This is a genomic window from Lysobacter antibioticus, from assembly GCF_000731095.1.
GTDB lineage: Bacteria > Pseudomonadota > Gammaproteobacteria > Xanthomonadales > Xanthomonadaceae > Lysobacter > Lysobacter antibioticus_B.
Genome location: NZ_JMTZ01000007.1, coordinates 57543 through 71530, shown reverse-complemented (window position 1 = coordinate 71530; position 13988 = coordinate 57543). Strand labels below are relative to the sequence as shown.

At 67.0% G+C, this 13988-nt stretch carries 12 protein-coding genes; 9 read left to right on the top strand and 3 right to left on the bottom strand.

Translation table 11 applies throughout. The features are described 5' to 3' along the window. Positions 1–172 precede the first annotated feature (172 nt). The 3 genes from EX88_RS0102395 (at position 173) to EX88_RS0102385 (ending at position 5327) form a co-directional block, all read left to right on the top strand. The gene (locus EX88_RS0102395) at positions 173–1849 is read left to right on the top strand and encodes an amidohydrolase (protein ID WP_051884329.1); all 1677 of its coding nucleotides are present in this window, start codon (positions 173–175) and stop codon (positions 1847–1849) included. A gap of 233 nt (positions 1850–2082) precedes the next feature. Continuing rightward, complete coding sequence (locus EX88_RS0102390) at positions 2083–3909, top strand: DUF1800 domain-containing protein (protein WP_081930564.1); 1827 nt, start codon at positions 2083–2085, stop codon at positions 3907–3909. A gap of 23 nt (positions 3910–3932) precedes the next feature. Then, positions 3933–5327 (top strand): DUF1501 domain-containing protein, encoded by a 1395-nt coding sequence (locus EX88_RS0102385; RefSeq protein WP_031370416.1) that lies wholly within the window; start codon positions 3933–3935, stop codon positions 5325–5327. A gap of 427 nt (positions 5328–5754) precedes the next feature. Here the strand turns inward: EX88_RS0102385 and EX88_RS0102380 are convergent, their stop codons facing one another. Both EX88_RS0102380 and miaB read right to left on the bottom strand, forming a co-directional pair. Then, a complete protein-coding gene (locus EX88_RS0102380) occupies positions 5755–6249 on the bottom strand; it encodes a GNAT family N-acetyltransferase (RefSeq protein ID WP_036147865.1) in 495 nt (164 codons plus the stop codon). A 19-nt stretch (positions 6250–6268) separates the two neighbouring features. Then, positions 6269–7717 (bottom strand): tRNA (N6-isopentenyl adenosine(37)-C2)-methylthiotransferase MiaB, encoded by a 1449-nt coding sequence (miaB, locus tag EX88_RS0102375; RefSeq protein ID WP_031370414.1) that lies wholly within the window; start codon positions 7715–7717, stop codon positions 6269–6271. Positions 7718–7873: 156 nt separating this feature from the next. Between miaB and EX88_RS0102370 the strand changes: the two genes are divergently transcribed. The 6 genes from EX88_RS0102370 to EX88_RS0102345 all read left to right on the top strand — a co-directional run bounded on the left by EX88_RS0102370 (position 7874) and on the right by EX88_RS0102345 (position 13356). After that, positions 7874–8899, top strand: coding sequence for a lytic transglycosylase domain-containing protein (locus EX88_RS0102370; RefSeq protein WP_031370413.1), 1026 nt, complete (start codon positions 7874–7876; stop codon positions 8897–8899). Between the two features lie 373 nt (positions 8900–9272). Then, complete coding sequence (gene petA, locus EX88_RS0102365; protein ID WP_031370412.1) at positions 9273–9893, top strand: ubiquinol-cytochrome c reductase iron-sulfur subunit; 621 nt, start codon at positions 9273–9275, stop codon at positions 9891–9893. Between the two features lie 3 nt (positions 9894–9896). After that, positions 9897–11156 carry a cytochrome b gene (locus EX88_RS0102360; protein WP_031370411.1) on the top strand — a complete coding sequence of 420 codons (1260 nt, stop codon included), beginning with the start codon at positions 9897–9899 and terminating at the stop codon, positions 11154–11156. A gap of 37 nt (positions 11157–11193) precedes the next feature. Beyond that, positions 11194–11937, top strand: coding sequence for a cytochrome c1 (locus EX88_RS0102355; RefSeq protein WP_036147863.1), 744 nt, complete (start codon positions 11194–11196; stop codon positions 11935–11937). 174 nt (positions 11938–12111) lie between these two features. Further along, entirely contained in the window at positions 12112–12747 is a 636-nt protein-coding gene (locus EX88_RS0102350) for a glutathione S-transferase N-terminal domain-containing protein (protein ID WP_031370409.1), read from the top strand. Between the two features lie 117 nt (positions 12748–12864). After that, positions 12865–13356 carry a ClpXP protease specificity-enhancing factor gene (locus EX88_RS0102345; protein WP_031370408.1) on the top strand — a complete coding sequence of 164 codons (492 nt, stop codon included), beginning with the start codon at positions 12865–12867 and terminating at the stop codon, positions 13354–13356. A 284-nt stretch (positions 13357–13640) separates the two neighbouring features. Here the strand turns inward: EX88_RS0102345 and EX88_RS0102340 are convergent, their stop codons facing one another. After that, positions 13641–13964 carry a DUF3301 domain-containing protein gene (locus tag EX88_RS0102340; protein ID WP_031370407.1) on the bottom strand — a complete coding sequence of 108 codons (324 nt, stop codon included), beginning with the start codon at positions 13962–13964 and terminating at the stop codon, positions 13641–13643. Positions 13965–13988: the final 24 nt, after the last annotated feature.

The following is a 13988-nucleotide window of genomic DNA, read 5'->3' as shown; positions in this document are numbered from 1 at the left end:
CAACGGCAACGGCAACGGCAACGGCAACGGCAACGGCAACGGCAACGGCAACGGCAGCTAGGGGCGACCGACCCGGTCCCGCGCGGAAAACCGTGACTTGAGCCTCAGGCCCTTGCGCCGAACACCTGATTTCTCGCACATTCTCCGCTTCGGTCCGGGCCGGGGGAATGCGATGCGCCGTCTGCGATATCTGATTCCGAGCTTATGCGCAGTCTTGTCGCTGCCGACGGCCGCCGCCGAGGTCAGCGTCCTCACCGCAGCGCGCATTCATACCCTCGATCCTACGCAGCCGAGCGCCGAGGCGATGGCCTACGACGGGCAGGGCAAGATCCTCGCCGTCGGCGGCCGCGCCGAGTTGCTGCGACGGTTTCCGCGGGCGCAACGGGTCGACGCCGGCGAGGCGACGGTGATTCCGGGCTTGATCGACTCGCACGCGCACATGCTCGAGCTCGGCTTGAACAAGCTCGGCGCCGACTTGGTCGGCACTCGCAGCAAGCAGGAGGTGCTGCAACGCTTGCGCGATCACGCCAAGCGATTGGCGCTCGGGCAATGGCTGATCGGCGCCGGCTGGGATCAGAACGATTGGCCCGATGCCGGGTTCCCGAGCGCGGCCGACCTCGATGCCGAGTTCCTCGATCGCCCGGTCTGGCTGCAGCGTATCGACGGCCATGCCGGCTGGGGCAACAGCGCGGCGATGCGGGCGATCGCGCGCGATCTGTCCGGCGACTGGCAACCCGAGGGCGGCAAGATCCTGCGCGACGCGCAGGGCCGGCCCAACGGCATCTTTATCGACGATGCGATGGCCTTGGTCGAGTCGTCGCGCCCGCCGTTCGACGCGGCGACGGCCGAGCGCGCTCTGGTCCTGGCGATGCAGGAGGCCGTGGCCCATGGCCTGACCGGCGTCCACGACGCCGGCGTCAATCTCGAACAGCTGCGCGGCTACCAGAGCCTGGCCGAACGCGGCGCGTTGCCGCTGCGCATCACCGCCTTTGCTGCCGGCGACGGCGACGCTCTCGAACATCTGTGCCGCGATGGGCTGTACCGGCATCCTGGTGGCCACCTGCGCATGCGCGGGGTCAAGCTCTATGCCGACGGCGCGCTCGGCAGTCGTGGCGCGGCCATGCTCGAGGATTACAGCGACGAGGCCGGCAACCGCGGTCTGTTGCGGATGACGCCGCCGGCGATGGCGAAGGCGATGGCGAAAGCCAAGCGTTGCGGCGTGCAGGTCGCGACGCACGGGATCGGCGACCGCGGCAATCGCCAGGTGTTGGACCTGTATGAGCAGGCCTTGGGCAGCGACGCCCAGGGCAGCGATCATCGCTGGCGCATCGAGCATGCGCAGATTCTCGCGCCGCAGGATCTGCCGCGCCTGGCCGCGCTGCGGGTGATCGCGGCGATGCAGCCGACCCATGCCACCAGCGACATGCCCTGGGCCGAGGACCGCATCGGCCCACAGCGCATCGCCGGCGCTTATGCCTGGCGGCAGCTGCGCGACAGCGGCGCGCGCCTGGCCCTGGGCTCCGACTTTCCGGTCGAAGCGGTCGATCCTCGCCTCGGCCTGTACGCCGCGACCACCCGCAGCGATGGCGCCGGCCTGCCGCTCGGCGGCTGGCATCCGCAAGAAAAACTGACCGCGTTCGAGGCCCTGCGCGGCTTCACCCTTGATGCCGCCTATGCAGGCTTCGCCGAAACCGAAGTCGGCAGCCTCGCAGTCGGCAAGCGCGCCGACTTCGTCGTGCTCAAGCAGGATCCGCTCGCGATCGACCCGCGCGAGTTGCGCACCCTGACGGTGCTGGCGACCCATGTCGACGGCAAGCCGGTGTGGCGCGCCGAGCGGTCCGCGCCGTGACGGTTTCCCGTTGCGGCTGCGAGTGCATGCTGAGCGCTTGGTTGTACTGCCGTCCGCGTGCGGCTCCGCGCCGCGATCACGCAACGCCGATGACGATTGTAGCGGACTCGTAATTCCGTGATTGTCAATCCGGATTTCGCCGCGACTCCAATTGAAAACGAGCTATTGATCAAACTTTATAGTCTGCGCCGACCCTAGCATCGCTCCCGAATAGCCAGCCTCGGGGGCCTGCAATGAAATCGACACTTCTGCGCGCAGCGCGGATGGGCGCATCGTCGCGCCTGTTGCTAGCGTTGGGAATCTTGATCGCCCTGCGCGGCGTCACGCCGACGCCCGACTACGGCGGGCCGTATCCCGGCGCCCCGGATCCGCTGCTGCTGCGCGCCGATCGCGGTGCGATCGGCGCCGCGCCCGCGGCGCGGTTCGCCGACATTCCCGCCACCGACGGCGAAGCCGCGCGCTTCCTCGCCCAAGCCACGTTCGGGCCGACCCGCGAAGACATCGACCGTCTCAAGCAGATCGGTTACACCGCCTGGATCAACGAGCAGATCGGGTTCCCGGCGTCTTCGCAACTGACGTTCCTCAAGAACGCCCGCGTGCGCAGGCCCGACGACTTCAGCCGCGATTGGCGGCTGGACGCGTGGTTCGTCAACGCCGTGGGCGGCAAAGACCCGATCAAGCCGACCCTGATCGTGCACCGCGACCAACTGCGCCAGCGGGTGGCGTTCGCGCTCAGCCAGATCATGGTGGTGTCGGATGCGACCTCCGATCCGCTTTACCACGCGTCGTACGGGATGAGCCACTACTACGACACCTTGGCCCGCGACGCGTTCGGCAATTACCGCACCTTGCTCGAGGACGTGACCCTGCATCCGGTGATGGGCATCTATCTGTCGATGCTGCAGAACCGCAAGCCCGATCCGGTCAACAACATCCGTCCCGACGAGAACTTCGCGCGCGAAGTGATGCAGCTGTTCAGCGTCGGTCTGGTCCAGCTCAAGCAGGACGGAACGCCGCTGCTCGACGCAGCGCAGAATCCGATCCCGACTTATGGCCAGGACACCGTAAGGGGTTTCGCCCACGTGTTCACCGGCTGGACCTTCAAGGGCTGTCAAGCCGAAGGCTCGTTCGATTGCTATTTCTATGAGGTCGACGCGCCGGCCTGGGTGTCGCCGATGGAAAACCATGCGGCCTATCACGCCTCGGCGCAAGAGAAGCAGTTGCTGCTGTATCCGGGCGTGAGTCTGCCGGGCGGCAAGCTTGCCGCCGGCGGCAGCGGTCGCGGCGATCTGAGTGCGGCGCTGGACAATATCTTCAACCATCCCAACGTCGGGCCGTTCATCGGCAAGCAGTTGATTCAGCGGCTGGTGACCAGCAACCCCAGCCCGGCCTACGTCGGCCGGGTCGCCGCGGCGTTCGACAACAACGGCCAGGGCGTGCGCGGCGATTTGCGCGCGGTGGTCAGCGCGATCCTGCTCGATCCCGAAGCGCGCGATCCGGCCGCGCAGCCGGCGCATTTCGGCAAGGTGCGCGAGCCGATCCTGCGCCTGACCCATCTGTGGCGCGCGCTCAAGGGCAAGTCCAAGAGCGGGCACACCGAAGAGTTCTGGAGCGTCGACAACTACCTCGGCCAGGTGCCGATGTATGCGCCGTCGGTGTTCAACTTCTTCAGCCCGCGCTACTCCCCCAACGGCGAGCCGCAGAGCCTGGGGCTGGTGGCGCCGGAATTGCAGTTGGCGACCGACTACATGATGCCGGCCAACGAAAGCTATCTGATGAGGAAGATCTTCGAGGCCTACCTCGGCAATCCGGAAGGCATCGGCAACGACGAGGTGGCGATCGACCTCAGCGCGGAGATCGCGCTGGCGAACAACATTCCCGCGTTGATCGCGCGTTACGACGCGCTGTTCCTGTCCGGGCAGATGACCGACCCGATGAAGCAAGTGCTGACCGAGCGGCTGAGCGGCATGCCGGCCAATACCACCGCGGCCAAGCGCCTGCGGGTGCAGGAGGCGCTGTACTTGATCGTCAATTCGCCCGATTACATCGTGCAGAAGTAAGCAGGAATACGGAGAGAGCATCCATGAAACGTCGGCAATTCCTGACCAACACGATCTGCGCCGCGCTCGGCGGCGCCGGCCTGTATTCCGCGCTCGGCAACCTGCGTCTGGCGCAGGCGGCCGCCAACGCCTATGGGCCATCGCGCTTCGACGATTACAAGGCCCTGGTCTGCGTGTTCTTGTTCGGCGGCAACGATTCGTTGAACATGATCGTGCCGCGCGACGACGGTCATTACCAGCAGTACCGGACCGCGCGCGCGACCCTGGCGCTCGAACAGAACCGACTGTTGCCCTTGGTCGCGCAGACCGGCGGCGGCGCTTCGGACGGCGCCGAGTACGGTTTGCAGGCCTGCACCACCGATGATGACCTGGTCGGCATGGGTGGCCTGCAAGGCTTGTTCAACAGCGGGCAGGCGGCGGTGCTGGGCAATGTCGGCACCCTGATCCGGCCGACCAGCAAGGCCGAATACCTCAATCAATCCGTACAATTGCCGCCGCAGTTGTTCTCGCACAACGACCAGCAACAGTACTGGCAGGTCTCGCGTACGGGCGAGGGCCGCGGCTACGGTTGGGCCGGGCATATCGCCGACCTGCTGCGCGACGCCAATCCCGACGCCTTCATTCCGATGTCGGTGTCGTTGAACTTCGAAAGCATCCTGCAACGCGCGAGCCAATCCAGCCAGTACGTGATCGGCAACGACGGTCCGCGCCAGTTCAGCCGGTTCGAGTGGGACGAAGACAGCCGCCGGGCCTTTCTGCAGTTGATGGCGCCGGGCGCGCAGTCGCACGTGTTCGGGCGCAGTTACGCCGGCGCGTTCCGCCGCGCGAGGGAGAACGCCTCGGCGGTGGCGATGGCGCTGGACGCCTCCGCGCCGTTGCAGACCGCATTTCCCGAGTCCGACCTGGGCAACCAGTTGCGGATGGTGGCGCGGCTGATCAAGGTGCGCGAGGTGCTGGGGCTGAAGCGGCAGGTGTTTTTCGTGTCGATGAGCGGATTCGACCACCACGACAGCCTGCTCGGCGATCAGCCGGGCCTGCTGGCGCGGCTGTCGCAGGCGATGACCGCTTTCCACGCGGCCACCGGCGAACTCGGCGTGGCCGACAAGGTCACCGCGTTCACCGCCTCGGATTTCGGCCGCACCTTGTCGTCCAACGGCGACGGCTCCGATCACGGCTGGGGCGGTCATCACTTCATCGTCGGCGGTGCGGTGCGCGGCGGACGATTCTTCGGCACCATGCCGACCCTGATCAACGGCGGCGACGACGACGCCGGCTGGGGCCAGATCATTCCGACCACCTCGGTGGATCAGTACGGGGCGACCTTGGCGCGCTGGTTCGGGGTGGGCGACAGCGAGTTGGATTTGATCTTCCCGAATTTGGGCAACTTCAATTCGCGCAATCTCGGGTTTATGGCTTAGCTTGCCGGCGCGGCGTGCGCAGTCGCACGCCGCCGACCGTTTGCCAGGCGATGGCGGTAAGTGCGTGCTGCGCTTTGCCGGGCGGAGCCGGATGTCGGCGGGGGAGTGCTTTCGGCGTCCTCGCTCCGGCACCTCGTTTCCGCGAAGGCGGGCATCGGGAGACCTGGAGCGTTCTCGCACGAAAGGCCCTGGATTCCCGCCTTCGCGGGAATGACGGTAGGCAGGGACGCGGCGAGGCGGCACGCCAAGCGCGCGACCAGGCGGCACAGCGCGGGAAGGGCGCGTTGAGGGAGTCAGAGCGCGATCAGAGGGAGATAAGCAAGGCGCGCGCCGCGTCGGCGCTGCGACCCGCCACCGCTGTCACGACTCCCGATTCCCGATTCCCCATTCCCGCTTCAACCCATCCGGCTTTCAACCCATCCCTGCCTCACAACGGCCGATACATCACGAATACGTCGACCAGGCCCAGCGAGACGTGGCGGAAGGCGTTGGGCACGCGGCCGACGATCTCGAAGCCGTGCTTGAGCCACAGGTGCACGGCGGCGGCGTTGCTGCTGACCACGTAGTTGAACTGCATCGCCGCGAAACCGGCCTCGCGCGCCTGCTCGAGCGAATGCGCGCACAGCGCCGAGCCGACGCCCTGGCCCCAGGCGCGCTCGGCGACCATGTAGCTGGCGTTGGCGACGTGGTCGCCGCGGCCGGACTGGTTCGGGCCGAGCTTGTAGCAGCCCAGGGTCTCGCCGTCGGCCTCGGCGATGAAGGTGCGGTAGGGCGGCGAGGTCCACATCTCCTGGGCGCGCTCCATCGAGAGCTCTGCCGGGTAGTTGTAGCTTTCGCCGCGCGCGAGCACTTCGCGGAAGATCGGCCAGACCCGCTCGAATTCGTCGGCGGCCAGTTCTCGGATGATGAAGTCGCGGTCCAAGCGGGCTCCGTTGCGGGGATCAGGCGGCGGCGCGGCCGTCGTCGACGACGACCCGACCGCGCAGTGAATTGGCCATGGCTTCGGTGATCAACACGTCGACGAAGCCGCCGATCAGGCGGGCCGGCGCGGCGAAGTTCACCGAGCGCATGTTCTCGGTCTTGCCGGTCAGTTCGTTCGGGTCGCGGCGCGAGGGGCCTTCGACCAGCACGCGCTGGACGCTGCCGACCATGGACTCGGAAATGCGCATGGCGTTGGCGTTGACCGCGGCCTGCAGGCGCGACAGGCGCGCGTGCTTCTCGGCGTCGCCGACGCTGTCTTCGAGATCGGCCGCGGGGGTGCCGGGGCGGCGCGAGTAGATGAAGGAGAAGGACTGGTCGAAGCCGACGTCCTCGATCAGCTTCATGGTTTTCTCGAAGTCGGCCTCGGTCTCGCCGGGGAAACCGACGATGAAGTCCGAGGAGACCGAGATGTCCGGGCGCACCGCGCGCAGCTTGCGGATCTTCTGCTTGAACTCGAGCGCGGTATAGCCGCGCTTCATCGCCGCGAGGATGCGGTCGCTGCCGGCCTGCACCGGCAGGTGCAGGTAGTTGGCCAGCTGCGGCACGTCGCGGTAGGCCTCGATCAGCGAGTCGCTGAACTCCAGCGGATGCGAGGTGGTGAAGCGGATGCGGTCGATGCCGTCGATTTCGGCGATGGTGCGGATCAGCAGGCCGAGGTCGGCGACTTCGGGCTCCGCGCCGTCTTGGCCGGCCTCGCTCTCGCCGACGATCGGCCCGCGATAGGCGTTGACGTTCTGGCCGAGCAGGTTGATCTCGCGCACGCCCTGGGCGGCGAGTTGCGCCACTTCGACCAGCACGTCCTCGAACGGGCGGCTGACTTCTTCGCCGCGGGTATAGGGCACCACGCAGAACGAGCAGTACTTGCTGCAGCCCTCCATGATCGAGACGAAGGCGCTCGGGCCTTCGGCGCGCGGCTCGGGCAGGCGGTCGAACTTCTCGATCTCGGGGAAGCTGATGTCGACCTGGGGCAGGCCGGTCTCGCGCTTGGCGCGGATCATCTCGGGCAGGCGGTGCAGGGTCTGCGGGCCGAACACCAGGTCGACATAGGGGGCGCGCTTGACGATGGCCGCGCCTTCCTGCGAAGCGACGCAGCCGCCGACGCCGATGATGACCGGGCGGCCGCCCTGCTTGTGCTGCTTCCAGCGGCCGAGCCGGCTGAACACCTTTTCCTGGGCCTTCTCGCGGATCGAGCAGGTATTGATCAGGATGACGTCGGCTTCGCTTACGTCCTGGGTCAGTTCGAGGCCGTCGCTGGCGGCGAGCACGTCGGCCATCTTGGCCGAGTCGTACTCGTTCATCTGGCAACCGTGGGTCTCGATGAACAGCTTTTTTGCGCCCGACGCGCCGGTGGCGGGCGGGGAAGCGGAGCCGGCGGCCGGAGCCGTGGGCAGGGGGTGCAGGTCGGTCATGGGTAGTCCGGGTCCGGGAAGGGCGGCGGTTAATCCGCGCCGGAAGGGGCGCCAGTTTAGCCCCAAGCCAGCTCTCGCGGGCCCGAGCCGGGCCGGGCGTCACGTTTCTGTATCAAGTACTTGGCAGCGCAAGCGCGGCAGAGGACACTCCCGCCCATGAGGGGGAGCTCGCTGCTGCTGGGGACCGTTTGCCTGCTGGCCATTGCGCCGGCCGTGGCCGGTACCGTTTACCGCTGCGAAAGCGCCTCGGGCGAGCGCAGCTACGTCAGCAAGAAGGTCAAGGGCGCGAGCTGCGTGGTCGCCGGCCAGTACATCAACCGTCCCAACCGCCCGCGCAACCCGACCCCGGTGTCGTATGCGCCGCCGGCGATGGGCTCGGTCGGCTCGGGCAGCGCGACCTCGGCCCCGGCCTCTATCCATAACAACCCCCCGGCCACCTACAGCGGCGCGGCTGCGACCATGGCCGCGGCCGGGCTCAGGCCGGCCGCGTTCGCACCGGCTACGGCCGCGTCGGGCCAGGCCACGCCGGGCCAGACCGGGTCCAACGCCATTGCCCCGGTGGTCGCGGTGCCGGCAGCCCCGCAGGCGGCGCCGACCCGGTTGGTGCAGGGGCAGGTCTATTCCTATATCAAGGACGGCGTACGCCACTACACGAGCAAGCGGCCCAAGGGCCTGGCCAACGTCTCGGCGGTGCGGACCATCCGCTACAGCTTCATCGAGAGCTGCTTCGCCTGCGCGGCGCGGCCCGGCGTCAACTTCGGCACCCTGCGCCTGAACACCGAGGCGTTCTCGGCCGAAATCGCCGCGGCAGCGCGCCAACACGGGGTCGAAGAAGCGATCGTGCGCGCGATCATCCACGCCGAATCGGCCTACAACCCCAACGCCATGTCGCGGGTCGGTGCGCAGGGGCTGATGCAGCTGATGCCGGCGACCGCGCGCCGGTTCGGGGTCGGCAACGCCTTCGACGCCGGCCAGAACATCCAGGGCGGCGTGCAGTACCTGGCCTGGCTGCTCAAGCGCTTCAACGGCAACCTGACCCTGGCCGCGGCCGGCTACAACGCCGGCGAGGGCGCAGTCGACAAGTACAAGGGCGTGCCGCCCTACAGCGAGACCCAGCGTTACGTACAGCGCGTGGCGGTGCTCGCCGAACGCTACCGCTCGGCATCGACCGTCGCCCGCTGACCAGCTCGCGCCGATCGTTCGGCGCACTCCGACTCTTCCCGATTCATCCGTCCGACGGCGGTGGCCTTGCCGTGCTCCGCGCTGGCGCCTGCTTCGGCCGGTGTCGGGCGCAGGGCGGTGCAGTGTCGGAACCGCACCGATTTCAGGCCTTTTCCCGGCCTGGGGCGCGCCGGCAAGGTCTTGACGCCGGCGTTCGGCACCTCCGGGCGTGCGCTGATCCTCGTTCCGCGGTCATGGCGGATTGTCGGGCGCTTAACGCTTCCGCTACACTTCCCCGTCTTTTGAGCCGCCAGCCTTCCGCCAGTGGTATGTGGTCGCCTTTGGCGCCAGACGGTGCGGCGTAACTTCGAATTGCAGCTTTGCGGAGTGCCGGATGGCCAACCAAGGGGTCAACGATCCTATCAACACGGGCCGACGTCGGTTCCTGACGGCGACCACAGCAGTGGTCGGTGCCGTGGGCGCCGGCTTTGCCGCGGTGCCTTTCATCAAGTCCTGGAACCCCAGCGCGCGCGCCAAGCTCGCCGGCGCTCCGGTGACTGCCGATATCAGCGCCCTCACCGAAGGCCAGCGCCTGGTCATGGAATGGCGCGGTCAGCCGATCTGGATCGTCAAGCGCTCCAAGGCCATTCTCGACATCCTGCCGACCCTCGACGGGCGTCTGCGCGATCCCAAGTCCGAGAACGTCGACCAGCAGCCGGCGTACGTGCGCGAGAAGAGCCCGGAACTGCGCTCGCTCAAGCCCGAGATCTCGGTGCTCGTGGGCCTGTGCACGCACCTGGGCTGCTCGCCGGAAATGAAGGCCGAGATCCGGCCCGAGGCGTTCGACCCGGAGTGGAAGGGCGGCTACTTCTGCCCCTGCCACAAGTCGCGTTTCGACATGGCCGGTCGCGTGTTCGAGGGCGTGCCGGCCCCGACCAACCTGCTGGTGCCTCCGCACTACTACGAAAACGACAACACCATCGTCATCGGTGTTGATCCGAAGGGAGCGGCGTAAGTCATGTCCAACGTCATTACCCGCACCGCCAACAACGTCTTCGATTGGGTCACCGCTCGCGCGCCCGGCATGATGCCGTTCTATCGCAAGCACATGACCGAGTACTACGCGCCGAAGAACTTCAACCTCTGGTACTACTTCGGTTCGCTCGCGCTGCTGGTGCTGGTCAACCAGATCGTCACCGGCATCTTCCTGACGATGCACTTCAAGCCGTCCGCGGCCGAAGCGTTCTCGTCGGTCGAATACATCATGCGCGACGTGGAGTGGGGCTGGCTGATCCGCTACATGCACAGCACCGGCGCCTCGCTGTTCTTCATCGTCGTCTACCTGCACATGTTCCGCGGCCTGCTGTACGGCTCGTACCAGAAGCCGCGCGAGCTGGTGTGGATCCTCGGCATGCTGATCTACCTGGTGCTGATGGCCGAAGCCTTCATGGGCTACGTGCTGCCGTGGGGCCAGATGTCGTTCTGGGGCGCTAAGGTCATCATCTCGCTGTTCGGCGCGATCCCGGTGATCGGCAACGGCCTGACCGAGTGGATCATGGGCGACTACCTGCCCGGCGACGCCACCCTCAACCGCTTCTTCGCGCTGCACGTGATCGCGCTGCCGCTGGTGCTGTTGCTGCTGGTCGTGCTGCACCTGGGCGCGCTGCACGAAGTGGGTTCCAACAACCCCGACGGCGTCGACATCAAGAAGGGCCCCAAGGGCAACCGCTGGGATGCCAGCAAGCCGCTCGACAGCATCCCGTTCCACCCGTACTACACGGTCAAGGATCTGGTGGGCGTCGGCTTCTTCCTGATCATCGCCGCGTTCATCATCTTCTTCGCCCCGGCGTTCGGCGGCTGGTTCCTCGAGCACGACAACTTCAGCGAAGCCAATCGACTGGTGACGCCGGAGCACATCAAGCCGGTCTGGTACTACACCCCGTACTACGCCATGTTGCGGGTGATCCCGCACAAGCTTTCGGGCGTGCTGGTGATGTTCGGCGCGATCGCGGTGCTGTTCCTGGTGCCGTGGCTGGACCGCAGCAAGGTCAAGTCGGTGCGCTTCCGCGGCTGGATGAGCAAGCTCGCGCTTGCGGTGCTGGCGGTCTGCTTCCTGTGGCTCGGCAAGATCGGCGCCGGCCCGGGTACCGACCCGGTCGAGACCATCATCGGCCGCGTGCTGACCTTCCTGTATTTCGCCTTCTTCATCACCATGCCGCTGTGGACCAAGCTCGACAAGACCAAGCCGGTGCCGGAACGGGTGAAGATGCATGACTAACCTGAGCTCGATTGATCACAGCCGGCCCTTCCATAAGATGCGTATCGTGAAGAAGCTCGCCACCTTTGCCGCCGGCCTGCTCGTGTCGGCGACCGCCTTCGCCTCCGGCGGCGGCGACCTGATGCAGTCGGGTACCGACCTCAACGACCGCGCGTCGTTGCAGCGCGGCGCCCAGCTGTACATGAACTACTGCTCGGGCTGTCATTCGCTGAAGTACCTGCGCTACTCGCGCATCGCCGAGGACCTGGGCCTGACCGAAGCGGAGGTCATGAACAACCTCAATTTCACCGGCGCCAAGTTCGGCGAGCAGATCCAGGTCAACATGACCGCCGAACACGCCAACCAGTGGTTCGGCAAGATGCCGCCGGACCTCAGCGTGATCTCGCGCGTGCGCGGCAGCGACTGGATCTACACCTATCTCAACTCGTTCTACCTCGACGAGAGCCGTCCGCTGGGCTGGAACAACAAGTTGTTCCCGAACGCCTCGATGCCGAACCCGCTGTGGGAACTGCAGGGTCTGCAGCATGCGGAGTACGGCGAACTCGACAAGGCCACCGGCGAGCGTCCGGTGCACGCCCTCAAGATCGCGCAGCCCGGCAAGCTCGACGCCGAAGGCTTCAAGACGGCGGCGCGCGATATCACCACATTCCTCGAGTACGCCGGCGAACCGGCCGCGCTCAAGCGCCAGAGTCTGGGCGTTTGGGTGATCCTGTTCCTGGCGTTGTTCACGTTGATCGCGTATCTGTTGAAGACCGAGTACTGGCGCGACGTGGAACATTGATCCGATCCCCGCAGGGAGGCCCGCGCCGCTGAGGCGCGGGCTAGCGCACGACGGCGGCAGGAGCCGGCGTCGCTGCGCATGGGGTAGGGGGCAGGCTCGAGGCCGTGACGACTTTCCACAGCGGGTGGAGGGCGTCTTGCGACCGGCGGATTCCGGTCGCTGGAGAGGTCGATGATGGCGGCGAGCCCCCGTATGCGTAATGCCCTGACTCTGTTTTCGTCCACCGACTGCGTGCTGTGCCATCGGGTCCGGCTGGTGCTGGCGGCGAAAGGCGTCACCTACGACCTGATACCGGTCGATCCGCAGAATCCGCCCGAAGACCTCGTCGACCTCAACCCGTATCACTCCGTCCCGACCCTGGTCGAGCGCGATCTGGTCCTGTACGCGGCCAGCGTGGTCAGCGAATACCTCGACGAGCGCTATCCGCACCCGCCGCTGATGCCGGTCGACCCGCTGTCGCGGGCGCGCCTGCGCCTGGCGATGCTGCGCCTGGAACACGACTGGGTGCCGCAGGTCCAGGCCATCCAGATGGGCAACAAGGCCCAGGCCGAAGCCGCGCGTAAGCGCCTCAAGGAACTGCTGACCGCCTCGGTGCCGCTGTTCAAGGCCAGCAAGTTCTTCCTGAACCCCGAAATGAGCCTGGCCGATTGCGCCATGGCGCCGATCATCTGGCGCCTGCCCTCGCTCGACGTGCCCATGCCGAAGGACGGCAAGGCGATCGAGGACTACGGCAACCGCATCTTCCGCAACCCCGGTTTCACCCGCAGCCTGACCGACCAGGAACGCAAGCTGCGCGACATGCCGACCTGAGCTGGGGCCGGGCGGCCGGGCCGCGTCGGCGCGGCCGCACCGGGGACGCGACGGACGGGGCCGTAATCGCACGGGACGGCCTCGTCGTTCACGTCGTCATGACGCTAAAATGTGCGTATGACCGAAAGCAGTGCTCCGATGACCAGCCACCGCCCCTACCTGTTGCGGGCGCTGTACGAGTGGATCGCCGATAACGGCATGACCCCGCATCTGCTCGTCGACGCCACGCGTCCGGCGGTGCAGGTGCCGGCGCATGCGGTCAAGGACGGCAAGATCGTCCTCAATGTCGCCGCCCGCGCGGTCTCGCATCTGGAAATGGGCAACGACCTGATCCGCTTCAGCGCGCGCTTCGGCGGCGTCAGCCATCCGGTATCGGTGCCGGTCGGTGCGGTGCTGGCGATCTATGCGCGCGAAACCGGGCAGGGCATGGCCTTGCCGGAAGACGTGGGCATGGAAGAGTCGGCGCTCGACGAAGGCCATGACGAGATCGACTCGGCGCCGCCGATGTTGAGTTCGGTGCCGAACGACCCGGCGCCGGAGGGCGACGACGATGGCGGCCCGCAGACGCCAAGCCCGCGTCGCGGCGGACATCTGCGCATCGTCAAGTAAGCGCTGGTCGGCGTTGTTTCGCCTGCGCTAGCCGCGCCGGATCTTGGCGGCGCGATTTTGGCGGCGCGGCCGCGGCTTGCGCCGTTCTTGATCAGGCCTGCGTAACCCTTTGTAGGAGCGGCGTGAGCCGCGACCGCGAAGCTTCGCCTTGCGGTGCTACGTCCTGGTCTGCATCGCGACGGGAGCATCGGTTTGTTGGATGGGTACGCCGGCTATCGCATCGGCGCGGTCGCGGCTTGCGCCGCTCCTACCCTTGAAGCCAAGCCGCCCCTGGGCCACGTCGCTCAATGCAACTGCGTCGGCGCCCGCGTCACCGGGCCGCTGAAGGCGATCAGCCGTTCGCCGCGCAGGATCAGGCGGCCGACGTGGCGATCTTCGCCGTCGATCGAATAGTCGAAGCGGAAGGTGCGCTCGAACCCGAGCCAGCCGCTCTCGTGGCGGATCAGCTTCAGGCCGATCGCGTGCACGCTCTGGTCCAGCCACTGCACGCCGGCCTTGAGGCAGGCGTCGCGCCCGACCGTCTCGGCGCGTTCGGCGGCGGCGCGGCCGGCGCTCCAGAACGAGAACGCGGCGGCGCCGAAGATCATCAACAAGATCAAGGTAGGCATGACAGGGTTCTGGCGACGGTCGGG